This window comes from Bradyrhizobium sp. BLXBL-03 (assembly GCF_051853015.1).
Lineage (GTDB): Bacteria > Pseudomonadota > Alphaproteobacteria > Rhizobiales > Xanthobacteraceae > Bradyrhizobium > Bradyrhizobium manausense.
On the sequence record NZ_CP182470.1, the window covers coordinates 3,493,263 to 3,513,974 of the forward strand.

Sequence of the window (20,712 nt, forward strand, 5' to 3'; positions counted from 1 at the left end):
GGCTGCGCGGCAGGCCTTTGCCTCCACGGCGTCGTTTCGCTATGGCTTGGGTCGACGTGACAGGAGACCTCCATGGCGATCTACGAGCTCGACGGGCAGGCGCCCGATCTTCCCTCCGACGGCAACTACTTCATCGCGGAAACCGCGACCGTGATCGGCAAGGTGCGCCTGAAGCCGGGCGCGAGCGTCTGGTTCGGCGCGGTGCTGCGCGGCGACAATGAGTGGATCGAGATCGGCGAGGGCGCCAATGTGCAGGACGGCTCGACCTGCCACACCGACCTCGGCTTTCCGCTCGTCATCGGCAGGAACTGCACCGTCGGCCACAACGTCATCCTGCACGGCTGCACCGTCGAGGAAGGCGCGCTGATCGGCATGGGCTCGATCGTCATGAACGGCGCCAGGATCGGCCGCAACAGCATCGTCGGCGCCGGCTCCGTCATCACCGAGGGCAAGGAGTTCCCCGAACGCTCGCTGATCATCGGCTCGCCGGCGCGCGTCATCCGCACGCTCGACGATGCCCAGGTGCAGAAGATGGGCAACGCCGCAAGATTCTATGTCGCCAACGGCCCGCGCTTCCAGAAGGGGCTGAAGCGGATCGGCTGATCCGGGCTTCGGATCGCCTATGAGATCGACCTGAACGACGGCCGCGCCGCCGCTTAGCGGCCGTCCGGAGGAGCGTCAGTTTCCCTCGGATTCCCGCGCTTCGATTGTGCCGGCGACCTTCTCATGCCCGGCTGCCCACAAGGCGTGCTCGTCGCTGCCGTCGGTGTAAGGGTTGGCTTCGGCCGGAATGTTTTCGCGCGCCGCGCGCTCGCCTTCTGCAAAGGGATCGCGATCCGTCATCATGATTTTGCCTCTCACAGTCTCGCGCGCCGCCGCCTTGGTCGCTGCGCGGTCGAGTTTCAAGCTGATGTGACGGGATTTGTTCCGGAACCTGTTTTTGCTGCAACCGTTGATCGGGCAGGGAGATTTTCCAATGGCCCAGACGTCCGCAAGCGCTTCGATCAAGATGTTGGTCGTCGTCATCATCGGCCTCCCCGCTGTCTCGTTCGCACAGACCACCGGCGGTGCGACCGGATCGACCGGCGGTGTCGCCAATGCGCCGGCGCCGCCGCCCGGCACCAACAGTCTGGGTACGGCGCAATCCTCCGGCGCGAACGCCGCGCCGGGTGTCACCACCGGCGCAGCCTCGGGCACGAACCCCGACGCCGATGCCACGGTAAGCGCCGAGAACCGCCTGCTTGACAAGAAGATGAAGAGCATCTGCCGCGGCTGCTGACGCTCGCGCGGAAGTGAGCCGGTCCTGCTGTCATCGACGATCAAGTGACATTAGCTTGCTCCTGTTTTGCAGTGTGGAGCGTTTCCACGCGGAGGGTGAGTTGATGTTGCGCAAGTTGATCGTGGCCGCACTGGCCATCGCGGCGGTTGGTCTCGCAGCGCCCCAGGCGGCGCAGGCGCGTGGCGGTTTCGGTGGCGGCGGCCATTGGGGTGGTGGCGGCTGGGGCCACGGAGGCTGGGGCCATGGTTGGCACGGCGGCGGCTTCTGGCCGGGTGTCGCGATCGGCGCTGGCATTGCGGGTGCCGGCTATTATGGCGCTTATGGCTATGGCTACCCGTACTATGGCGAATACTACGGCGTCGGCTACGAAGACTACGGTGCGCAGTGCTACCTGGTGCCGCAGGGCGTGATGACGCAATGGGGCTGGCGCGTCCGCCGTGTTCAAGTCTGTGAATAGAAGCAGCTGCTATGAGGGCGCTGCCTGGCCGAGGCACCAAATTACCTCGGATCAAAAAACAAGGCCGTTGACGCAGTATACCGTCAACGACCTTGCCAGCCCCGGATATTGAAATCGGCTCACGCCATCCGGTAGAGCCGAACATGGCCCGGAATCACACCGACAAATGTGATCCATTTCACATCCGGAGAAAATAAAGGGTCGCGACGCGGGATCTAATCAGCCCCTCGCGCGTTTGCGGGCGCTGGCATGGACGCGGTGGCGCGCCGGTTTCCTCGGAGTAACCGACGGCGTGTCGGCCTCGGTGGACCGGACGCTGGCAAAGGATTGCCGCAGCCCGTCGATGGACTCGTTCAGACTGGTGACCTGATCCGACAGGCGCTTGGTGTCGGCCTGCTGCGAGGCGAGCAGCTTCTTCATGCTCTGGAGCTGGTCCTGCACGACCTGGAGTTGATCGATCGATTCCTGCTGAGTCGCCTCCAGTCCTTTGGTCTTCTCGACCAGTTGTTCGGACGCCTGCGCCGCGCGCACCTGAAGCTGCCGCGAGGCGACCACGCGGTCGGTCTCAGGCGCAGCGCCGGTATAGGCGCGCCAGATCGCGATCGAGGTGACGCCGGCGATCAGGAGCAGCAGCGCGGCAGCCGTCAACGCGATCGGCTGGGCGCCAAGACGAAGAAGGGGTGTGGACGGTGTGTCCTCTGCGAGATCGATCATCGCTGACAAGACCCAAATTGAAACTTGGTGAGTGGCGAAGAGCGGCAGCACAAGAACTCAGAACAAGGCGGCCGGGGCGTCCGAAAGTGTTACTTTTCAGCAACAATTGGGACAAAAAGGTGGCCACTTGAGGAAAAACCGAGGATCCGCTGGAGCTTCGGCAGCGCTTAAGGACGGGCTGCCTTCAACGACGGCTGGATCGTCATGCGATAGACGATGAACGCGGTACACCGTCGAAGGTCCGCGCCGTCAGTGCGCAGCAGACGCTCAGGGCTGAAACGGTGCAAACGGGCCTGAGTATGCCTTCGCGCGCGGCGCCGCGTAAGGCCCAAGCCGGGATGTCGCGAGCCCGAGCCGGACCAGTCCTTCCGCCAGCGTCACTGCGGCGGCAACGCCATCAACCACGGGCAGGCCGTGGGTGCCGGCGAGTTCTGCCGCAAGATCGGCCATGCCGGCGCAGCCGAGCACGATGGCCTCGGCGCGGTCGTCGCGGATCGCTGCCGTGATCTCCGCGGAAATCTTGCCGAGCGCCTCTGTATTGCGCTCCTCGAGCGCGAGCACCGGGACTTCGGCGGCACGGACGCGGGCACAGCGCTCGGCCAGGCCGTATTTCCGCAAATTATGTTCGATCGGCACGATGGAGACGCCAAGCGTCGTCACCACGGCAAAGCGTGCCGCGACCAGGCTCGCCATGTGAAAGCCGGCTTCGCCGATGCCGATCACCGGCGCTTTCGCCACGGCACGTGCGGCATCGAGGCCGGTGTCGTCGAAGCAGGCGATGATGTGCGCATCCGCGCCGTCGCAATCGGCCTCGCGGATGCAACCGAGCATGCCGGGCACCGCGAAAGCCTCGTCGTAGAATCCCTCAATCGAAACCGGCCCCATCGCGGGCTGGCGCGCGTCGATCACCGTATCGGGCAGTGCGATGGCGCGCGCCGCCGCGGCGATCTTCGCCGTCATCGTCGCCGTGGTGTTGGGATTGACGACGTGCAGTCGCATTGCAGTTAGACAAGTCCCTTGCCGGCGTCCGACCCCTTGGCCGCCTGGCGCTTGTTGAGCATGTGGATGGTGCACAGCGCAAGCGTGATCACCGCGAAGGACACCGCGGAGATGATGGTGCCGAGCGCATAGATATCCGGGTTCGTCACCGTCGTGGTGAGGCCCTGGAGGTCGAGCGGCAATGTATTGACCGCCCCGATCGCCTGGCTGGAGCGCGCCAGCTCGTCCCAGGACAGCGTGAAGCCGAACAGGCCGATGCCGATCACGGACGGCAGGATGATCGGCAGCACGACATGACGGAAGGCCTGCCACGGCGTCGCGCCGAGATCGCGCGCCGCTTCCTCGAGCCTGGGATCGAAGCGGTTGAAGATCGCGAACATGATCAAGAGACCAAACGGCAGCGTCCAGGTCAGGTGCGCACCGAGACCCGAGGTGAGCAGGCCCATCGAGGTCTCGAAATTCCCGTTCCAATGCGCCTTGATCAGATCGTCGATGATGCGGAACTCCAATGAGATTCCGAGCGAGGTGATGATCGAGGGCACGATCAGGCTCGCGATCGCCGAGTAGAACAGAATGCTCTGCGCCTTGAACTTCCTGCGGAAGGCCATGCCGGCAGCAACCGACAGCACGACGGTGACGGCCATCACGATGACGCCAAGCAGCAGCGAGCGGCGGAAGGCCGCGCCGAGATCGACGATGCCGGTGCCCTGGAACAGCTTTGTCAGCCAGTAGGTCGACACGCCGTTCATCGGGAAGGTGAGGCCGCCTTGCGGCCCCTGGAACGACAGCACGTAGATCGCGATCATCGGGCCGTAGAGAAACAGCACATAGGCCGCGAAGAAGATTGCAAGCACGTAGAATGAGCGCGGGCGTCCTTCCTTCATCGCCTACAGCTCCTTCTTGATGTCGACGATGCGCGACATCATGGTGATGATCAGGAAGGTGATGACGAGCAGGATCACGGCATTGGCGGCCGCAGCCGGGAATTGCAACGCGTTGACCCGGGTCTCGATGATCTTGCCGGCGGCGGCGATCTGCTGTCCGCCCATCACGCCGATGGTGATGAAGTCGCCCATCACGATGGTGATGACGAAGATCGAGCCGATCACGATGCCGGGCTTGGCCAGCGGAATGATGACGTTGACCAGCGTCTGGAGGCCGGAGGCGCCGGCGTCGTAGGCCGCCTCGATCAGCGATTTGTCGATGCGGACCATCGAATTGAAGATCGGCACCACCATGAAGAAGGTGAAGAGGTGGACCAGCGCCAGCACCACCGAGAATTCGGAGAACAGCAGCCATTCCAGCGGCTGGTTGATCAGGCCGGTCTTCATCAGGCCGGAGTTGACGAGGCCATTGCGCCCGAGCAGCGGGATCCAGGCGATCATGCGAATGACGTTGGAGGTCCAGAACGGGATCGTGCAGAGCAGCGACAGTCCCATCTGCCAGGTCTTCGACTTGACATGGAAGGCGAGGAAATAGGCGACCCAGAAGCCGATGAAGAGCGTGATGGCCCAGACCAGGAAACAGAGCTTCAGCGTCTTCAGATAGGTTTTTGCGATCGTGCAGAGATCCGGGAGCTGCGCGATGCAGCCTTCGAAGGTGTCGGTGTAGCCGCGGCCGGAGAAGGCCGGCAGCAATTGATATTCGTTGTAGTCCCAGAACGAGACGATGACGACGAAGACCAGCGGGATCAGGAAGAAGGCGAGAAACACCAGCATCATCGGCCCGGCCTGGAGCCAGGAGACGAAAGACGGCGACAAGCGCGCGGATTTCGCCGCGCGCCTCGTCTGGGATCCCCGGACGAGGTCCGGGGATGCCTGTTGCAGGATGTCTTCTGACGTATCCATCACGCGGCGATGAACTCGTTCCACTTGCGGACCATGTAGTCGTTTTCGTCCATCACCGCGTTCCAGCAGGCGACGCCGCCCATGCGGTCCTCATAGGAGCCGCCGTCACGCACGGCACCGGCCTTCTCCAGCAGCGAGCCGTCGGGCGCCTTGATGTCCTTCTCGGCGGGCTTGCCTTCCATCCAGTAGGCCCACTCGTAGGGCTCCATGTTGGCCTTCGCGGTCGAGAGCACGGCCGAGTAGTAGCCCTGGCGGTTGAGATACGCGCCGGCATAGCCGGACAGGAACCAGTTGACGAACTCATAGGCCCAGTCGAGCTTGTCGCCCGACACGCCCTTGGAGACGCAGAAGCCGGACGCCCAGGAGCGATAGCCTTCCTTGAGGGGCTGGAAGGTGCAGGGGATGCCCATCGAGCGCACCTTGGTCACCGCCGGCGACCACATCGACTGAATGACGGTCTCACCCGAGGCCATCAGGTTGACGCTCTCGTTGAAGTCCTTCCAGAACGCGCGGAACTGGCCGGCCTTCTTCGCTTCGGTCATCACCTTCATGGTGAGATCGATCTCTTCCTTGGTCATGTTGCCCTTGTCGGCATATTTGTACTTGCCGGTGGCTTCCACGACCATTGCGGCATCCATGATGCCGATCGAGGGGATGTTGAGGATCGAGGCCTTGCCCTTGAACTCGGGATTGAGCAGCTCCGACCACGAGGAGATCGGGCGCTTGATCAGGTCGGGACGGATGCCGAGCGTGTCGGCGTTGTAGACCGTCGGGATCAGCGTGACGAACTCGGTCGCCGTCTTGGAGAACGTCTTGGAGTCCTTGCCTTCGAGATAGAGCACCTTCCAGGGCGCGGTGCCCTGACCGCCGATCTTCTTGCCGCCGGGCGTCTCGCCCTTGGTGAAGACGGGGGTGATGTTGTCGAATTCCTTGATCTTCTTGGCGTCGAGGGCAAGGATGTTGCCCGACGGCACCAGCTTCTTCAGCGAGAAATATTCGGTGTCCAGCACGTCGAAGGAATTCGGCTGGGTCATCACGCGCTTGGTGACGTCGTCGGTCGTCGCGGTGATGTATTCGATCTTGATGCCGGTGTCCTTCAGGCACTGCTTGGAGATGTCGTCGCCCTCGTTCACGGCAGTGCCGAGATAGCGCAGCACCTTCGGCTCGGCCGACATCACGTAGGGGAAGCCGGTGATGGCGCCGGAGCCAGCGGCGAGGCCCGCGAGACCCGCGGTGCCCTTGAGTAGCGTGCGGCGGCTGACGCCTGTCTTCTTGGTCGTCTCTGTCATTCCAGTCACTCCTCTGTGTTGCGCATTTTCTAAAATGACGGCGCTATTGCAGACGTTGCGCCTTGGCGGGATCCCAGGTGGCCAGCACGCGATCGCCCGGCCGGAACGGATGGACGTCGAAGGTGGACTCGGGAAGATGGGAGAACAGGGCGGTGCCGTCGTCGAGCGTGAGCGAGACGGCAACATAGGAGCCCTGGTACTCGGTCTGGGTCAGCAGCGCCGGCGCGCCGAATGCGCCGTCAACGAACGGCACGATGCCGAGCTGATCGGCGCGCACGGCGATGAGCTTGCCGGCGTCGCTGAGGACGTTGTGGCCGCCGATGAAGCGCGCCACGAATTCGGTGCGGGGACGGTGGAAGATGTCACGGGCCGTGCCCTGCTGCTCGATCTTGCCCTGGTTCATCACCACGATGTGGTCGGCGAGGGCCATCGCCTCTTCCTGGCCGTGGGTGACCTGGATGAAGCTGATGCCGAGCTCGCGCTGCAGCCGTTTCAGCTCGCCGCGCATCCTGACCCGCAGGAACGGATCGAGCGCGGACAGCGGCTCGTCGAGCAGCAGGATCTGCGGCTCGGTGATCAGCGCTCGCGCGAGCGCCACGCGCTGCTGCTGGCCGCCGGAGAGCTGGGCCGGCAGGCGGCTGGCATAGGGGCTCATCGCGACGAGTTCGAGCAGCTCGCCGGCACGCTTGTGGCGCGTCGGCTTGTCGATGCCGCGCATTTTCAGGGCAAACGCAACATTGTCGAGCACAGTGAGGTGCGGAAACAATGCGTAGGACTGGAACATCATGGCCGTGCCCCGCTTGGCAGGCTCGAGATCCGTGACGTTCTGCGGGCCGAGGATGATGTCGCCCTCGCTGACTGCTTCATGACCGGCGATCATGCGTAGCGTCGAGGTTTTGCCGCAGCCGGACGGACCGAGCAGGCAGCAATAGGTGCCGGCCGGGATTTTCAGATTGACATTGTCGACCGCTACCGTCGCGTCATAGCGCTTGGTGACGGCAACCAGTTCGAGAGCGGCAGGAGTGGCCATGGCGTGTCCGAGAGGAGGGCGGTGCTCCGCCTCTCTCCGCAAGGTCCGTGCCAACAGCGCCAAAATCGACGAATTCGAAAACTGTGCAGTGGAGTCAGATCGTTAGATCGAATCCAGCGTGTTTGTGCGCCGCCTCGGGTCGGCAGGAGCATGCACACAAAATGGGCGAGGATTGTATAAAGTTTCGCCTGTGATTGGATACAGCTCGTCGATTACCATCGAAGACCAAACGCCGATCGCGTCCTCAAACCCAACACTTCGAGCTGATGGCCGCCAAATCCCGCCCGAAACCCGATGCGCCCGACGCGAGCGATCGCGTCAGCCGGATCAGGGAGGGTGTGACCGCGGCGATCCTCGAGCATCGCCTGCTGCCGGGCACCAAGCTCGGCGAGGATGAGATCGGCGAGATCTATGGCGCGAGCCGGACGCTGGTCCGCACCGCGCTGCAGCAGCTCGCGCATGAGGGCATCGTCAACATCGAGAAGAACCGCGGCGCATTCGTTGCCCGCCCGACGCCTGGGGATGCCCGCGAGGTGTTCGAGGCGCGCCGCCTGATCGAGCCCACCATCGTCGATCACGCCGTTGATGCCGTTTCTCCCGCGTGGATCGAGCGCCTTCAGCAGCACCTTGCTGAGGAGCGTGAAGCGGAGCTGCGCGGTGATGCGCGCGCCTCGGTCCGGCTCTCCGGCGACTTTCATCGGCTCATCGCCGAGATGAGCGGCCACAGCATCTATCTCGGCTTCCTGAAAGAACTGATCGCGCGCTCCTCGCTGATCATCCTGCTCTATCGCCGTCACGATACGCCCGCCTGCGGCACCGATCATCATGCCGAGATCGTCACTGCGATCCACAGGCGCGACAAGCAGGCCGCGTGCATGCGGATGCTGTCGCACCTGAACGAGATCGAGGCCGAGCTGTTCCTGAAGGACCCCGCCGCGGACGAGTTGCGGCTTGCCGACGTGCTCGGCGCGTAGGCGAGCCGCATTGCTCGGTCAAGGCAACGAAGATTTTTCGTTACGCACGACTGTCCGTGACCGGTTGCAATCTTGCGTGTGATCATAGGTCAACTGCGTTGCTCGGTTTTGATCAGAATTCGATGCAAGCAAGGCAGTCTCGCTTACTCATGTGCTGAACTTTCCCGAGAGATGTTTCTGCCATCGCATCTCCTTTGGACTCGTATGGCTGCAATACTAAATCGCCCTATAGTTGTAAATTGACTCCGTCCGGTGGCGGGCGTCAACTCTCGTCCGCGCAACGGGTTCTGGAGCTGCTTCGGCAATAGCCCATCCGCTCTGCGGAGCTGGTGCAATGGCGTCGCATTCGGCCGTCGAAGAGCGGAACGGTACGGCGGCCTGGCGAGCTGTCGCGGCGGCCGTACAGCGGCACCCCACCGGGAGATCGAACATGTCGGGATTGTCCAGGCTAGCCGGCTTCACGGCTCTGCTCGCAACGCTCGTCTGCACCGCATCGCCTGCGCCGGCACAGCAGGACAATGCCGTCCTGTTCCGCAACGTCAAGATCTTCGACGGCAAGAACGCGACGCTCTCGGCGCCATCCAATGTCCTCGTCAGGAACGGCAAGATCGAGAAGATCTCGACCGCCGAGATCGCGGCCGCTGGCCAGGTCGTCGACGGCGGCGGCCGGGTGCTGATGCCGGGACTGATCGATGCGCATTGGCACGCGATGCTGGTGCGCCCGACGCCGATGGCGGCGCTTGCCGGCGATATCGGCTACAACAACCTGCTCGCCGCCAGCGAGGCGACCGCAACGCTGATGCGCGGCTTCACCACCATACGCGACATGGGTGGACCGACCTTCGGCCTCAAGCAGGCTATCGACGAGGATCTCGTCGCCGGACCGCGCATCTATCCGTCGGGGGCGATCATCACCATCACCGGCGGCCATGGCGACTTCCGCCAGCTCTCCGACCTGCCGCGCACCCTCGGCGGCATGCTCAGCCGCATGGAGCGGATCGGCGGCAGCATGGTCGCCGATAGCCCGGACGAAGTGCGCGTGCGCGCGCGCGAGCAGCTGATGCAGGGCGCCTCGCAGGTTAAGCTCACCGCGGGCGGCGGTGTGGCCTCACCCTTCAGTCCGCTCGACGTCTCGACCTTCACCGAGCCCGAGCTGCGCGCCGCCGTGGAGGCTGCCGACAATTGGGGCACTTATGTTGCCACGCACGCCTATACGCCGGTCGCGATCCAGCGCTCGATCGCGGCGGGGGTCAGATGCATCGAGCACGGCCATCTCATGGACGAAGCGAGTGCGAAGCTGATTGCGGAGAAGGGAATCTGGCTCAGCACCCAGCCGTTCCTGGATATGTCGTTGGGAGCCGGGCTCGGGCCGTCGGAGCAGGACAAGCTGCGGCAGGTGGTTGCCGGCACGGACCGTGTCTATGAGCTGGCAAAGAAATATCACATCAAGACTGCATTCGGCACTGACGTCCTGTTCTCGCAGGCGCTCGCTGAAAAGCAGGGTTCGATGCTGGCCGCGCTGACGCGCTGGTACACCCCAGCGGAAGCGCTGGCCATGGCGACGTCGAGCAATGCGGAACTGCTGAGCCTGTCCGGCCCACGCAATCCTTATCCCGGCAAGCTCGGCGTGGTCGAAGAGGGGGCGCTTGCCGATCTTCTGCTGGTCGACGGCAATCCGCTCGACAACATCAGCCTCGTCGAGGATCCCGCGAAGAGCTTCGTGGTGATCATGAAGGACGGCAGGATCTACAAGAACATCCTGCCGCGCTGACAACCGCGTCCTAAAAAGTTGCGGCCAGGCTTTGGGGGAAGCCTGGCCGCGCGCGAACCGGTCTGGGACGGGGAGGGGTGGGGATGTGACCGGGTCGCGTAACTCGTTTGTTTGGCTGTAATGATCGAACTACTGGTCTCTTGCGCTGGCGGTCGAGACCGCCGGCTTGGTATCGCCAAGCGAGACCCAGACGTTGGGATCGCTTTGCGACTGGCGCTTGACGAAGCGGTAGCCGGTCTCCGTCCAGGCGACGACGTTCTCGTTCTGATTGTCGAGAACGAACTCGCCCTTGTCGGTCTTTACCGTCAGCACCGCGTGTCCTTCGCCCTTCTTGTCTCGCACGACGGTGATGAGCAGGGCCTCGCGCGGCCAGCCGGCATCCATCAGCATCTTGCGCTTCAACAGCACGTAATCCTCACAGTCGCCGTAGCCGTCGGTCGGCAACGACCATTTCTCGACGACGCCCCAGTGCTCCTCGTCGGTCAGAGGCTTGATCGTCTCGTTGACCCAGCGATTGACCTTGGTCAGGTCGCGCCACGCGGCCTGCGACATCACGATGTCGCGTGGTTGCGTCGGTCCGCCCTGACACTGAGCGGCGTTCTCTGCACAAAACTCGACCCAGCCGATCGGCGCGCGCGTGGTGTCGCCGAGGCTCGCGTAAAGCAGGCGGCTTTCGCCGGCCTGCACCGCCGCGCTCATTCCGAACAGCATGGCGCCGAGCGCCAATGCCTTTCCCTGTCCCCTGAAATCCAACATTGCGGCCCCCGTTTCTTGTTGGGACCACATTTCGCACGGAGCTTTTGCGTTGCCGCTAAGTCGACCAAGTCAAGTCGAGACGAATTCAAGTAAAACCGGCAGCGAATTCGCTCTATACTTGAATAGATCTCGACTAAAATTTGAGAATACTGCAATTGATTCAAATTGTAGCAATTAACGCGGAAACCCTGAGGGAACCGCGGCTTGAGCGGGGGGACAGGCCGGGCGTTAACCGCCTGCAGCGGGCAGCGAGACGCGAAAAAGGCGGCGTCTGCATCGCAGAGACCGCCTTCGGAGCGGGAAAAACGGGGGTCTTTATGCCGTCGCGCTTTACCGCGCGGTAACGCTCTCTTCGAGTGTCTCGATCGGCTGCTCGTGCATGAACTCGAGCGCGAAGCCGTCCTCGAGGTTTCGCACCACGCGGCCCTGGACCCGGCCGAGCAGGACGGTCGATTTCAGCGGCGGACGGTTCTCAGCCGCAATCGCCGCGCCCGACAGCGACAGGTCGATGATGCGGCAGGTCATCTTGGTGCCGTCCTCGAGCGTCAGCACGGCGATCGGGTTGCGCGGCACGATACGGTCGTGGCGGCGGTCTTCCGGCAGGTTGAGGATGTCGCGATTGGCCAGCCAGGTCAGCTGGGCTGCGAGCTTGTCGCGCTTGCGCGGCGTCGCGCCCACCGTCATGGCGAAGCCGTTGTCGATGATCCGCGTGATCTTTCCCTCGACCCGGCCGATATGGTCGAGATAGGCGACCACGCGGTCGCCGACATTGCCGATGCCGGGCGCGAGCAGCGCAAGGCCCCCCGGAGACATGTTGATCACCTGGCAGGGGAATTCACGGCGATCCGGCAGCATGTAACGGCCGAGCAGGTGCACCTTCACCCGCTGGAAACGCCGACGTTCCTCGGCGGCCGGAAGAAATTTTTTGTTCGCCAACGCCATTTTCACTACCCGAGCCCCCGCCCGGGCGGAGTCCGACACGACCCTAAGGTGCATAGGGTTAATGCCACGTTATGATTTGGCGCGGCGATGACGGAGCGGCACAATGCGTTCAAAAAACCATATCAGCGGCGGCCTGGTCCCCGGCGGCCCCACCGGCTGCCCCCTAGGCTGTCCTGGTCGCACGCCCATAAAGCAGGCAAAGCACGGCCAGCAACACTGCGGCCGAAAGGCCCAGCGACCAGTGAATCCCGATCGCCGCACCAAAGACGCCGACGGTGATGCCGCTGAACGCCCGCATGCCAAGTCCCGCCATATTATAAAGACCGACGACCCGGCCGCGGATGTCGGAGGGCGCATTCAGCTGCACCAGGGCCTGCGCCATGGTGTTGAACGACAGCTCGAAGAAGCCGGCGCAGAACAGCAGCACGATCGCGACCGGATAGATCCGCACGGAGGCAAAGCCGAGCAGCGCCACGCTCCAGAGCATCGCCAGCATGATCGCGGTGCGCGCCGTGCCCTTGAGGCGTCCCCAGGATTCCAGCGCAATGCCGGCGAGCAATGCACCGCCGGCATCGGCCGCGAGCAGCACGCTGTAGGACACGCCGGGATCGCCATGGCCGAGATCGCCGGCAAAGCCCGGCATCTGCGCGTGATAGGCGTTGCCGATCATGAAGGAGGTGAGGCCGGCAAGCGATGTCATCGCCGTCAGCACCGGCCGGCTGCCGATGGCGCGGATGGTCAGCAGGATGTCGGCGAGGCCGCGCACGGCGTAGCGCCGCACGGCAACGCTGCCGTCGCGCACCGGCGCCCTGAACAGCCACAGCAGCATCGGCAGATAGAACAGCGTGTTGAAGATGATGCCGTGCGAGGGGCCGAGCGTCAGCATGATGATTCCGCCGACCGCGGGGCCGACCAGAATGCCGAGATAGCGCGCCATCGCGTTCAGCCGCACCGCGCTCGGAAGGTCCGCAGGACCGACGAGATCGTACAGCAGCAGCTGGTTCGGCGTCTGCCAGAGCACGCCGGCGCAGCCATGGATCACCAGCAGCAGCATCGCGTGCCACATCTGGATCGTGTCGGTGATGAAGAAGAAGCCCCAACCACTTGATGCCAATATGAACAACTGCATGCCGCACTGGATGATGCGGCGCGGATCGAACCGGTCGGCGAGCCCGCCGACCACGACCGAGAACAAGAGGAACGGCAGCCAGTGCGACAGCACGGCAAAGCCGCCCAGCGTCGGCGAGTGGAATTTCTGGAAGACCACCCAATAGCTGATCACGTGCTCGATATTGTCAGCCATCATCGCCAGCACATAGGCGATGAACTGCAGCCGGTACGGCACGGACTTCATCGCCGCGAACGATCCGGACGCGGCCATGGGATTTTGGGGAAGGGGGTTCAAGCGGGCACCACGGGTCGGGACTGTTGGGGAGTTACACGTCCGGCGACTGGTGCTCAAGATACTTACGCGTTCTCGAACATCAGCCATGCAATGCCGCCGCGTGCTCAACCGTCATCCTGAGGTGCGAGCGAAGCGAGCCTCGAAGAATGAATTGCGGGCGGCCGTGGCCCCTTCGAGGCTCCCCTTGCGATCCTGACGCATCGCAAGGAGAGCACCTCAGGATGACGGCGGTGCTTGTAGCAACGCCGTAGCCCGGATGGAGCGTAGCGCAATCCGGGGTCGCTGCTCCCGCATTACGCTGCGCTTCATGCGGGCTACGACCGTTGCCGCGGTTGGCATCTCGCCGAACCTCACATACGCTCTGTCCGAGCCCGCTCCATTATTCAACACAAGCGGGCCGCGAGGAAACAGCCATGGATTCAATCCGCGTCTGCACCCACGCAGGACCAGGCTCGGAGCCCGTGATCAAGTCCGTGCCGTGGCCGAAGGTGGGCCGCAAGGGTGCGCTGATCAAGATCGGGGCGTGTGGTGTCTGCGGCACGGATCTGCACATCCTGAAAGGTCATTGGCCGAAGCCGCTGCCATGGCCGTTCACGCTCGGCCACGAGCTCGGCGGTGTCATTGTCGAATGCGGCGATGAATTTACCGAGGACTTCATGAGCAAGCCGCTCAAGGTCGGCTCGAAGGTGATGATTCCGCCGCTGATGCCGTGCGGCCGCTGCTATTACTGCATTCACTATCCGCAAACGGCCAACAAATGCCTGACGCCGGTTTATTACGGCCGCTATCTCGGCTTCGACAAGGCGCCGCATCTGTGGGGCGGCTGGGCTGAATATGTCTATGTCGATCTCGACATGCTGCCGGGCACCAAGATCTACAAGCTGCCCGACGACATGTCGCTGCGATCAGGCGCGCTGTCGGAGCCGCTGACCTCCTGCATCCGCGCGTTCAACCGCGCCAGCCGCGCCGGCGGCTTTAGCTGGGCCGACACGGTGGTGATCCAGGGCTCGGGTCCGATCGGCATTCTGGCGGTCGCAGCGGCGAAGGAGATGGGAGCAGGGCGCGTCATCTGCGTCGGCGCGCCGGAGGAGCCGCGGCTCAAGCTCGCGCGCGAGTTCGGCGCGGAGGCGACCGTGAACATCGAAGAGATCACATCTCCGCAACAGCGCATCGCGCGCGTCCGCGACATCGTCGGCGGCTTCGGCGCTGATCTCGTGATGGATTGCTCGGGCCATCCCTCTGCCGGCCCCGAAGGCATCGAGATGCTGCGCGACGGCGGCACCTATGTCGAGATGGGCCAGTTCACCGACGCCGGCTCGATCGAGACCTCCTGGCATCGCATCTGCACCAAGGACCTCAACGTGCTCGGCTCCTGGGGCTTTACCGGCAACGATCTGCCGCTCGGCGTCGACATGCTCTACCGCACCCGCGATAAATATCCCTGGCTGAAGATGCAGACGATCTATCCGTTCACGGAAGCGGGCGTCGCGCGAGCCGTAAAGGATGCGATGGCGATGAAGACGGTGAAGTCGACCATCGTGCCGTGGCCGGAATTGGTGGAGTAAGAAATCTCGTAGCCCGGATGGAGCGAAGCGTAATCCGGGGTCCGCCGGTCCCGCATTCCCTTGCTCGATGCGGGCTACGGGTCAGAATTTGAAATGAAAGCTGCGATGACAAACGAACAACCAAGCCGCGCCCGTTCCCCCTTTAGCGCCATCCGCGCGATCGACTACACCGTCATCTTCGTGCGCGACATGGACACGATGCGCCGTTTCTACGAGGACGTGCTCGCTCTGTCGCTGTTGCGCGAGTTGTCGCCGAACTGGATCGAATACGGGATCGGCAGCAACACGCTCGCATTGGCGCGGCCGAGCCGTACCGCCGGAGACGTGCCGACGCCGGTGGGCAGTGCTTCGCTGCAACTGGCTTTCAAGGTCTCTCCGGCGGAGGTCGATGCCTGCGCCGAGGAGTTCGTGCGGCAGGGCGTGACGCTGCTGTCGCCGCCGACGAACCAGCCGTTCGGACATCGCACGTTGTTTTTCAGGGATCCCGACGGCAATCTGCTGGAAATCTTCGCCGAAATCTGAGGTGGATTGAACCGAATGCCGCAAAAGCTCCATAGAGAATCCGCGAATGATCCACTTGGGCGTGAAACTTAAGCCCGGGTTCCGGCTTTGAGTTTGCGGGAGAGTATATCGTGAAGCGAATCCTGGAACCCATCACCTACGTCCTGGCCGCCGTCTACTTCCTGGTGGATGCGGTGTTTATGGCCGTGGCGATGCCGATCTCGCGCTGGATTGCCCGGCATTTCGAGTTCAAGCGGCTCCGCGCCTGGATCAGATCGCTGCCGCCTTATCCGTCGCTGGCGCTGTTTTCCGTGCCCGTGCTCATTCTGGAGCCGATCAAGCCGGTGGCGGCTTACCTCGTTGCAACAGGTCAGTTCCTGAGCGGCGTGGCGGCGTTCGTCGGCTGCGAGCTGCTCAAGCTTGTGCTGGTCGAGCGCCTGTTTCACCTGACGCGCGACAAGCTGATGCGGATCCCGGCGTTCGCGTGGGTTTACGGCAAGTTCACCGAGATGAAGGCATGGCTGCAGGCGACCGAAGCCTGGCGCGCGATCCGCGCCTTAAGTCTGGCGGCCAAAGACTGTGTCGCGCGGGCCAGAGCAAGGCTGGCCGAAAGCTTCGGCAGGCCCGTGACATCAAGGGACTAGGGCCGCGCTTGCTATGCCGTAGGGACCAGTGGGCATGCATCGGTCAATCGTCGACGGAATCTGAGGCGGCGTTAAGCTCCTTCACCACCGTTGCGCCCACGACCTTCGCGCCCTCCAGCTCGCGCACGATGCGGTCATCCGGTCCGACGATGCCGAGATCGAATTCGCGCTCCGGCGTGATCAAGATCATGCGCTGGCCGACGATGACGACGACCGTCATGTCGTCGCGCTCGCCTTCCTCGGCCCAGGCGCGGATCTCGCTGGCGTAGGGCTCCCTGCGCCACGCATGGGGCGCGCCGGGGTCGCAGCGGATCTCGATGCCGTCCTCCGAGGTGGTCAGAACCAGCTTGGAGCGGCTCGGCTTCCAGCGCTCGTCGAGCAGGTCGTTGATGAGCCAGAGGCAACCGAAGCTGCCGCATTCGGTAGGCCGTTCGACGTAGATCATGCAACCGCGGCCGGGATTGCAATGCGCGCACCAGCTGCCTGCCGGCTTGGCGAGCGCCTCGATAGCCATCACTTTGCAGCAAAGCGTGCATTCGCCGCACTGGCGTTCGTCCGACGAGGCCATGCGTCCAATTCCGGTACGTCCAAACGTCGGCAATTTAAGCGAGATGGGCGCAAAAGTCCGCCATTCCGGCCCGAAATCGCGTTTGGGGCAGGGCCAGCATCCCGCACCTGTTCACCCTGTCGCCAATGCCATGCATCAAAGCCATGGTGATTTGACAGCTTCTGGCGTAAAGAGCGTCCAAATCGAAATCATCAAGGGTGTGATCGGGCCTTCTGCAGTGATTGCAGCGTCAAGGTCCCTCGGCTCTTCCGTTCCGCGCCCGGACCAACCAAGGTTTTCCATTCCGTGTCTTTTCCGGCCCTGACCCCGCCGCTCGCCCGTGCTTTGGCCGAGCGCAATTATGATTCACCGACACCTGTCCAGCTCGCCGTACTCGGCGAGGATGCTGTCGGCCGCGACCTCCTGGTGTCGGCGCAAACAGGCTCGGGCAAGACCGTTGCGTACGGGCTGGCCATGGCCAGGGACCTTCTGGGCGATGCCGAGCGGTTCGCGCAGGCCGCGGCGCCTCTGGCCCTGATCGTCGCGCCGACCCGCGAGCTCGCCTTGCAGGTCCAGCGCGAGCTGACCTGGCTCTACCAGCATGCCGGGGCGCGTGTCGTCTCCTGCGTCGGTGGCATGGATCCGCGCCGCGAGCAGCGCGAACTCGCCGCCGGCGCCCACATCGTGGTCGGCACGCCCGGCCGCCTGTGCGATCATCTCAGGCGCAACCGCCTCGACACCTCCGAATTGAAGGTCGTCGTGCTCGACGAGGCCGACGAGATGCTCAATCTCGGCTTCCGCGAGGACATGGAGTTCATCCTCGAGACCACCCCGGAGACGCGGCGCACGCTGCTGTTCTCGGCGACCTTCCCGCGCGGCATCGTGGCGCTGGCGAAACAGTACCAGCAGGACGCATTTCGCATCGAGGTCGCGGGCGACGAGGGCGGTCACGCCGACATCGAGTACCGTGCCATCCGGGTCGCTCCCGGTGATGTCGAGCATGCGGCCGTCAACGTGCTGCGCTTCTACGAGGCACCGAGCGCGCTGGTGTTCTGCAACACGCGCGATGCGGTCAGGCATTTGCAGGCGGCACTGCTTGAGCGCGGCTTCTCCGTGGTCGCGCTGTCGGGCGAGTTGACGCAGAACGAGCGCACTTTGGCGCTCCAGTCGCTCCGGGACGGTCGCGCCCGCGTTTGCGTCGCGACCGACGTCGCTGCGCGCGGCATCGACCTGCCGAGCCTCGATCTCGTCATTCACGCCGATTTGCCGAACGACCCCGAGGTGATGCAGCATCGCTCGGGCCGCACCGGTCGCGCGGGCCGCAAGGGCACAAGCGTGCTGCTGGTGCCGCCGGCACGACGGCGTCGTGCAGAGTTGCTGCTCAATCTCTCGGGCACCGAGGCGGTCTGGGGCACGGCGCCGCAGGCGGATGAAATCCGCAAGCTCGATCATGAGCGCATGAAGGAGGTGTTGTTCACCGAGGAGACGACATCAGACGATCTGGAGCTGGCGAAGGCTCTGCTGGCCGAGCGGTCGGCGGAGGATATCGCCGCCGCGCTTGCGCGGCTCTATCGCGCCCGGCTGCCGTCTCCTGAGGACATCATCGATCCCGGCGAGGAGCGCGGACGGCGCGAGCATCGCAGCCGCGACGATCGCGCCCCGCGCGGCGACGATCGCTCCGAGCGCCCTCGCGCCAAATCGGCGAAAGGGTCATCAAAACATGAAATGACGGAGCCGACGGTTTGGTTCCGCGCTGCCATCGGCCGCCGCAAGAATGCGGAGGCGCGCTGGCTGCTGCCGATGATCTGCCGCCGAGGCGGCATTGACAAGCGCGACATCGGCGCGATCAAGATCAGCGACACCACCACCGAGTTCGAGATCTCCGAGCGCGTCGCGGAAAGTTTTGCAGCCAAGGTCAAGCGACCGGACAAGGAAGACAGCATCCGCATCGAGCTGGTGACGGCGGCGCCGCAGGCGGCGGCAGCAGGGGAGAAGCGCCCACGCGCTCCGCAGCGCGATGACGGTGACGATGCTCATGTCGTTCGCCGCAGCGACGATCCCTGGAACGTGGGTGAGCCGAAGCAGCACGACAGGCCGCGGGGAAAGCCTGACGCGAAGCACCAGGGGAGGCCGTACGCAAAGCCTCACGCAAAGCCGCACGACGGCGGCAAATCCGGCAAGCCGGCATTCGGGAAGAAGAACAAGACATTCGGAAACAAATCCGGTGACGCCAAATACGCGCCGTCGGTCACCGAATGGCCGGGCGCGTCGGGCAAGAAGAACAAGAAGAAGCGCCGCGGCTGAGCGGCCGCCGATGGCGCAGGCAGCGAGATGCCGCCGGATTGCACCGGCGACATCGTCTGAAAAGTTGGCCGTGGGCTCAGCGGCCGCCGCCACCCCCGCCGCCACCTCCGCCTCCACCGCCACCACCTCCGCCGCCGGCATCACGCATGGAGGAGCTGTAGCGCGGGTCGATCTGCTTCATGTAGGTCGGCGACGTATCGCGGTCGACCCGAACGACGTGACGCCGGGCGGGCGGTGGGTCCGGCAGCGGGATGATGCCGCAGCCTCCGAAGAAATCGACGTCGCAGCGATAGGTATGGAATTGCACCGCATGGGCGCTGGTTGCAGTGAACGCGGTCGTGGCAACGAACGCTGTCAAAGCAAGTTTGGGCAATGTGAGTTTCATCGGAAATCTCCAGCCTCGGTTCGGCGAGACCGGAACGGCTCGCTCGATCCTTCGACGGAGGCTGATCGAAACCAGTTCGAGGGTTGGCTTCACGCCCGCGTGAGGCCGCGTGCGGGGAGGGGCGGCTGCTCGGCAAGCTCGCGCAGCATGTAGGTTGCGCCCGCGCCGTAGGACGTCAGTTTGTCGCGCAAGGCCGCATCCGGTCCGACGGCGTGGAAGCCGAGACGCTCCCACAGCACGCGCGTATCGTAGACCGAGACCAGCGCAAGCATCGTGATGCCGGATGATCGCGCGAGCTGTTCAATGTCGGCGACATAGCCGCGCGCCACGCCGCCGCGGGCGTCGGGCAGCACGGCGACGTCGTGTATGTAGAGACAGTCGGCATGTTCAGGCAATTGGCCGAGGAAACCGTCGAGCGGCGGGATCTGTTGCTGCATCCAGGGATGCGCCAGGCCATAGCCCGCGATCCCGTCGCCTGCGGCGAGCACGCGGCAGCCATCCGGACAGAGCCGCATCTTTTCCGCGAGCACCTCCGGCCGCTCGGGCAGATCGGGATGGATCCGCGCCGCGATCGCACTGATCGCTGCGAGATCGGTGGCGTGCGCGCGGCGCCATCGAGGCTTGCTCATCTGTGTGCTCCGTATCGTCAACCGCAATTTATTCCGCCGCCTTGATGCGCGCAGCCAAAAATATCTTGGCCCGCTTTCGAGGAATAGTGCGCGGGCCGCGGCGTCCTACCTCGTGCAAGCCATCTGCATGACAGGAGACACCATGACGACATCCTCGATCCGCCTCGTGCTCGCGTTCGCGGCAACGCTCGCGCTCGCCTCTGCGGCGCTCGCCGCGCCGCCGACCAAGACCGGCAAGACCGACAAAGGCAGCGTGCTCACCGACGCCAAGGGCATGTCACTCTACACGTTCGACAAGGACATGGACGGCAAGTCGGCCTGCAACGGCCCCTGTGCGACGAATTGGCCGGCGCTGAAGGCCGAGGCCAACGACACGCCCGGCGATGGCTACACCATCATCACCCGCGACGACGGCTCGAAGCAGTGGGCGTACAAGGGCAAGCCGCTCTACACCTTCGCCAAGGACACCAAGCCCGGCGACGTCACCGGCGACGGCTTTCTGAATGGCGCCTGGCATCTGGCGATGCCGTGATGGATCGATGACGCGGCCGGGCATCGCTTGTGCGGGCGATGTCCGGCGCAAGCTTGCGCCGATCTCAAGTTGGCGCATGCGATTGCAGCAACTTCAAAGAGGCGCGATGCGGTGATGCGCCGCTTCGCCGCATGATTCGAAT

23 protein-coding genes are annotated in these 20,712 nt (G+C 64.0%); 10 read left to right on the plus strand and 13 right to left on the minus strand.

What is annotated here, in order from left to right:
- Positions 1-72: 72 nt before the first annotated feature.
- Complete coding sequence (locus tag ACNJX9_RS16600) at positions 73-603, plus strand: gamma carbonic anhydrase family protein (protein WP_057744353.1); 531 nt, start codon at positions 73-75, stop codon at positions 601-603.
- A gap of 75 nt (positions 604-678) precedes the next feature.
- Here ACNJX9_RS16600 and ACNJX9_RS16605 read toward each other — a convergent pair whose 3' ends face one another.
- Positions 679-1,026: a hypothetical protein gene (locus ACNJX9_RS16605; RefSeq protein WP_439410272.1), complete on the minus strand. Its 348-nt coding sequence runs from the start codon at positions 1,024-1,026 to the stop codon at positions 679-681.
- Here ACNJX9_RS16605 and ACNJX9_RS16610 point away from each other — a divergent pair.
- A complete protein-coding gene (locus ACNJX9_RS16610) occupies positions 977-1,279 on the plus strand; it encodes a hypothetical protein (RefSeq protein ID WP_439409558.1) in 303 nt (100 codons plus the stop codon). The two genes, ACNJX9_RS16605 and ACNJX9_RS16610, sit on opposite strands and share 50 nt — an antisense overlap.
- Positions 1,280-1,382: 103 nt before the next feature.
- Complete coding sequence (locus tag ACNJX9_RS16615; RefSeq protein WP_439409559.1) at positions 1,383-1,736, plus strand: hypothetical protein; 354 nt, start codon at positions 1,383-1,385, stop codon at positions 1,734-1,736.
- 219 nt (positions 1,737-1,955) lie between these two features.
- Here the strand turns inward: ACNJX9_RS16615 and ACNJX9_RS16620 are convergent, their stop codons facing one another.
- The 6 genes from ACNJX9_RS16620 to ACNJX9_RS16645 all read right to left on the minus strand — a co-directional run bounded on the left by ACNJX9_RS16620 (position 1,956) and on the right by ACNJX9_RS16645 (position 7,615).
- Positions 1,956-2,450: a hypothetical protein gene (locus ACNJX9_RS16620; RefSeq protein WP_057744338.1), complete on the minus strand. Its 495-nt coding sequence runs from the start codon at positions 2,448-2,450 to the stop codon at positions 1,956-1,958.
- A gap of 267 nt (positions 2,451-2,717) precedes the next feature.
- Entirely contained in the window at positions 2,718-3,449 is a 732-nt protein-coding gene (locus tag ACNJX9_RS16625) for an aspartate/glutamate racemase family protein (RefSeq protein WP_057744334.1), read from the minus strand.
- A 5-nt stretch (positions 3,450-3,454) separates the two neighbouring features.
- Complete coding sequence (locus ACNJX9_RS16630; protein ID WP_057744331.1) at positions 3,455-4,333, minus strand: ABC transporter permease; 879 nt, start codon at positions 4,331-4,333, stop codon at positions 3,455-3,457.
- 3 nt (positions 4,334-4,336) lie between these two features.
- Positions 4,337-5,296 carry an ABC transporter permease gene (locus ACNJX9_RS16635; RefSeq protein WP_057744328.1) on the minus strand — a complete coding sequence of 320 codons (960 nt, stop codon included), beginning with the start codon at positions 5,294-5,296 and terminating at the stop codon, positions 4,337-4,339.
- Complete coding sequence (locus ACNJX9_RS16640; RefSeq protein WP_057744324.1) at positions 5,296-6,585, minus strand: ABC transporter substrate-binding protein; 1,290 nt, start codon at positions 6,583-6,585, stop codon at positions 5,296-5,298. The genes ACNJX9_RS16635 and ACNJX9_RS16640 overlap by 1 nt, the downstream gene beginning before the upstream one ends.
- A 43-nt stretch (positions 6,586-6,628) precedes the next feature.
- Complete coding sequence (locus ACNJX9_RS16645; protein ID WP_439409560.1) at positions 6,629-7,615, minus strand: ABC transporter ATP-binding protein; 987 nt, start codon at positions 7,613-7,615, stop codon at positions 6,629-6,631.
- A 266-nt stretch (positions 7,616-7,881) separates the two neighbouring features.
- Between ACNJX9_RS16645 and ACNJX9_RS16650 the strand changes: the two genes are divergently transcribed.
- Complete coding sequence (locus tag ACNJX9_RS16650) at positions 7,882-8,589, plus strand: GntR family transcriptional regulator (protein WP_439409561.1); 708 nt, start codon at positions 7,882-7,884, stop codon at positions 8,587-8,589.
- Between the two features lie 430 nt (positions 8,590-9,019).
- Entirely contained in the window at positions 9,020-10,360 is a 1,341-nt protein-coding gene (locus ACNJX9_RS16655) for an amidohydrolase family protein (protein WP_439409562.1), read from the plus strand.
- 129 nt (positions 10,361-10,489) lie between these two features.
- On the opposite strand, the gene ACNJX9_RS16660 is transcribed toward ACNJX9_RS16655, so the two are convergent.
- The 3 genes from ACNJX9_RS16660 to ACNJX9_RS16670 form a co-directional block, all read right to left on the minus strand.
- Positions 10,490-11,116: a transglutaminase-like cysteine peptidase gene (locus ACNJX9_RS16660; RefSeq protein ID WP_439409563.1), complete on the minus strand. Its 627-nt coding sequence runs from the start codon at positions 11,114-11,116 to the stop codon at positions 10,490-10,492.
- 330 nt (positions 11,117-11,446) lie between these two features.
- Positions 11,447-12,058 (minus strand): PilZ domain-containing protein, encoded by a 612-nt coding sequence (locus ACNJX9_RS16665; protein ID WP_057744308.1) that lies wholly within the window; start codon positions 12,056-12,058, stop codon positions 11,447-11,449.
- A 163-nt stretch (positions 12,059-12,221) separates the two neighbouring features.
- Positions 12,222-13,439: an MFS transporter gene (locus ACNJX9_RS16670; protein WP_439409564.1), complete on the minus strand. Its 1,218-nt coding sequence runs from the start codon at positions 13,437-13,439 to the stop codon at positions 12,222-12,224.
- Between the two features lie 437 nt (positions 13,440-13,876).
- Here ACNJX9_RS16670 and ACNJX9_RS16675 point away from each other — a divergent pair, with 437 nt between their 5' ends.
- The 3 genes from ACNJX9_RS16675 (at position 13,877) to ACNJX9_RS16685 (ending at position 16,173) form a co-directional block, all read left to right on the plus strand.
- Complete coding sequence (locus ACNJX9_RS16675; RefSeq protein WP_439409565.1) at positions 13,877-15,028, plus strand: zinc-binding dehydrogenase; 1,152 nt, start codon at positions 13,877-13,879, stop codon at positions 15,026-15,028.
- Positions 15,029-15,121: 93 nt separating this feature from the next.
- Positions 15,122-15,550: a VOC family protein gene (locus tag ACNJX9_RS16680; protein WP_439409566.1), complete on the plus strand. Its 429-nt coding sequence runs from the start codon at positions 15,122-15,124 to the stop codon at positions 15,548-15,550.
- 110 nt (positions 15,551-15,660) lie between these two features.
- Positions 15,661-16,173 carry a hypothetical protein gene (locus ACNJX9_RS16685; protein WP_057744299.1) on the plus strand — a complete coding sequence of 171 codons (513 nt, stop codon included), beginning with the start codon at positions 15,661-15,663 and terminating at the stop codon, positions 16,171-16,173.
- 43 nt (positions 16,174-16,216) lie between these two features.
- Here the strand turns inward: ACNJX9_RS16685 and ACNJX9_RS16690 are convergent, their stop codons facing one another.
- Complete coding sequence (locus ACNJX9_RS16690; RefSeq protein ID WP_439409567.1) at positions 16,217-16,741, minus strand: hypothetical protein; 525 nt, start codon at positions 16,739-16,741, stop codon at positions 16,217-16,219.
- 285 nt (positions 16,742-17,026) lie between these two features.
- On the opposite strand from ACNJX9_RS16690, the gene ACNJX9_RS16695 reads away from it, so the two are divergent.
- Positions 17,027-19,024, plus strand: a complete 1,998-nt coding sequence (locus tag ACNJX9_RS16695; RefSeq protein ID WP_057744291.1) for a DEAD/DEAH box helicase — start codon at positions 17,027-17,029, stop codon at positions 19,022-19,024.
- A gap of 76 nt (positions 19,025-19,100) precedes the next feature.
- Here ACNJX9_RS16695 and ACNJX9_RS16700 read toward each other — a convergent pair whose 3' ends face one another.
- Both ACNJX9_RS16700 and ACNJX9_RS16705 read right to left on the minus strand, forming a co-directional pair.
- Positions 19,101-19,409: a hypothetical protein gene (locus ACNJX9_RS16700; protein ID WP_057744288.1), complete on the minus strand. Its 309-nt coding sequence runs from the start codon at positions 19,407-19,409 to the stop codon at positions 19,101-19,103.
- Between the two features lie 89 nt (positions 19,410-19,498).
- Positions 19,499-20,038, minus strand: a complete 540-nt coding sequence (locus ACNJX9_RS16705; RefSeq protein ID WP_439409568.1) for a GNAT family N-acetyltransferase — start codon at positions 20,036-20,038, stop codon at positions 19,499-19,501.
- Positions 20,039-20,180: 142 nt separating this feature from the next.
- Here ACNJX9_RS16705 and ACNJX9_RS16710 point away from each other — a divergent pair, with 142 nt between their 5' ends.
- Complete coding sequence (locus tag ACNJX9_RS16710) at positions 20,181-20,570, plus strand: COG4315 family predicted lipoprotein (RefSeq protein WP_439409570.1); 390 nt, start codon at positions 20,181-20,183, stop codon at positions 20,568-20,570.
- Positions 20,571-20,712 lie beyond the last annotated feature (142 nt).

What these genes read in the sequence shown, in the direction of transcription:
- ACNJX9_RS16600 (WP_057744353.1), top strand. Translation starts at nt 73, where the DNA reads ATGGCGATCTACGAGCTCGACGGGCAGGCGCCCGATCTTCCCTCCGAC.
- ACNJX9_RS16610 (WP_439409558.1), top strand. Translation starts at nt 977, where the DNA reads ATGGCCCAGACGTCCGCAAGCGCTTCGATCAAGATGTTGGTCGTCGTC.
- ACNJX9_RS16605 (WP_439410272.1), bottom strand. Translation starts at nt 1,026, where the DNA reads ATGACGACGACCAACATCTTGATCGAAGCGCTTGCGGACGTCTGGGCC.
- ACNJX9_RS16615 (WP_439409559.1), top strand. Translation starts at nt 1,383, where the DNA reads ATGTTGCGCAAGTTGATCGTGGCCGCACTGGCCATCGCGGCGGTTGGT.
- ACNJX9_RS16620 (WP_057744338.1), bottom strand. Translation starts at nt 2,450, where the DNA reads ATGATCGATCTCGCAGAGGACACACCGTCCACACCCCTTCTTCGTCTT.
- ACNJX9_RS16625 (WP_057744334.1), bottom strand. Translation starts at nt 3,449, where the DNA reads ATGCGACTGCACGTCGTCAATCCCAACACCACGGCGACGATGACGGCG.
- ACNJX9_RS16630 (WP_057744331.1), bottom strand. Translation starts at nt 4,333, where the DNA reads ATGAAGGAAGGACGCCCGCGCTCATTCTACGTGCTTGCAATCTTCTTC.
- ACNJX9_RS16635 (WP_057744328.1), bottom strand. Translation starts at nt 5,296, where the DNA reads ATGGATACGTCAGAAGACATCCTGCAACAGGCATCCCCGGACCTCGTC.
- ACNJX9_RS16640 (WP_057744324.1), bottom strand. Translation starts at nt 6,585, where the DNA reads ATGACAGAGACGACCAAGAAGACAGGCGTCAGCCGCCGCACGCTACTC.
- ACNJX9_RS16645 (WP_439409560.1), bottom strand. Translation starts at nt 7,615, where the DNA reads ATGGCCACTCCTGCCGCTCTCGAACTGGTTGCCGTCACCAAGCGCTAT.
- ACNJX9_RS16650 (WP_439409561.1), top strand. Translation starts at nt 7,882, where the DNA reads ATGGCCGCCAAATCCCGCCCGAAACCCGATGCGCCCGACGCGAGCGAT.
- ACNJX9_RS16655 (WP_439409562.1), top strand. Translation starts at nt 9,020, where the DNA reads ATGTCGGGATTGTCCAGGCTAGCCGGCTTCACGGCTCTGCTCGCAACG.
- ACNJX9_RS16660 (WP_439409563.1), bottom strand. Translation starts at nt 11,116, where the DNA reads ATGTTGGATTTCAGGGGACAGGGAAAGGCATTGGCGCTCGGCGCCATG.
- ACNJX9_RS16665 (WP_057744308.1), bottom strand. Translation starts at nt 12,058, where the DNA reads ATGGCGTTGGCGAACAAAAAATTTCTTCCGGCCGCCGAGGAACGTCGG.
- ACNJX9_RS16670 (WP_439409564.1), bottom strand. Translation starts at nt 13,439, where the DNA reads ATGGCCGCGTCCGGATCGTTCGCGGCGATGAAGTCCGTGCCGTACCGG.
- ACNJX9_RS16675 (WP_439409565.1), top strand. Translation starts at nt 13,877, where the DNA reads ATGGATTCAATCCGCGTCTGCACCCACGCAGGACCAGGCTCGGAGCCC.
- ACNJX9_RS16680 (WP_439409566.1), top strand. Translation starts at nt 15,122, where the DNA reads ATGAAAGCTGCGATGACAAACGAACAACCAAGCCGCGCCCGTTCCCCC.
- ACNJX9_RS16690 (WP_439409567.1), bottom strand. Translation starts at nt 16,741, where the DNA reads ATGGCCTCGTCGGACGAACGCCAGTGCGGCGAATGCACGCTTTGCTGC.
- ACNJX9_RS16700 (WP_057744288.1), bottom strand. Translation starts at nt 19,409, where the DNA reads ATGAAACTCACATTGCCCAAACTTGCTTTGACAGCGTTCGTTGCCACG.
- ACNJX9_RS16705 (WP_439409568.1), bottom strand. Translation starts at nt 20,038, where the DNA reads ATGAGCAAGCCTCGATGGCGCCGCGCGCACGCCACCGATCTCGCAGCG.
- ACNJX9_RS16710 (WP_439409570.1), top strand. Translation starts at nt 20,181, where the DNA reads ATGACGACATCCTCGATCCGCCTCGTGCTCGCGTTCGCGGCAACGCTC.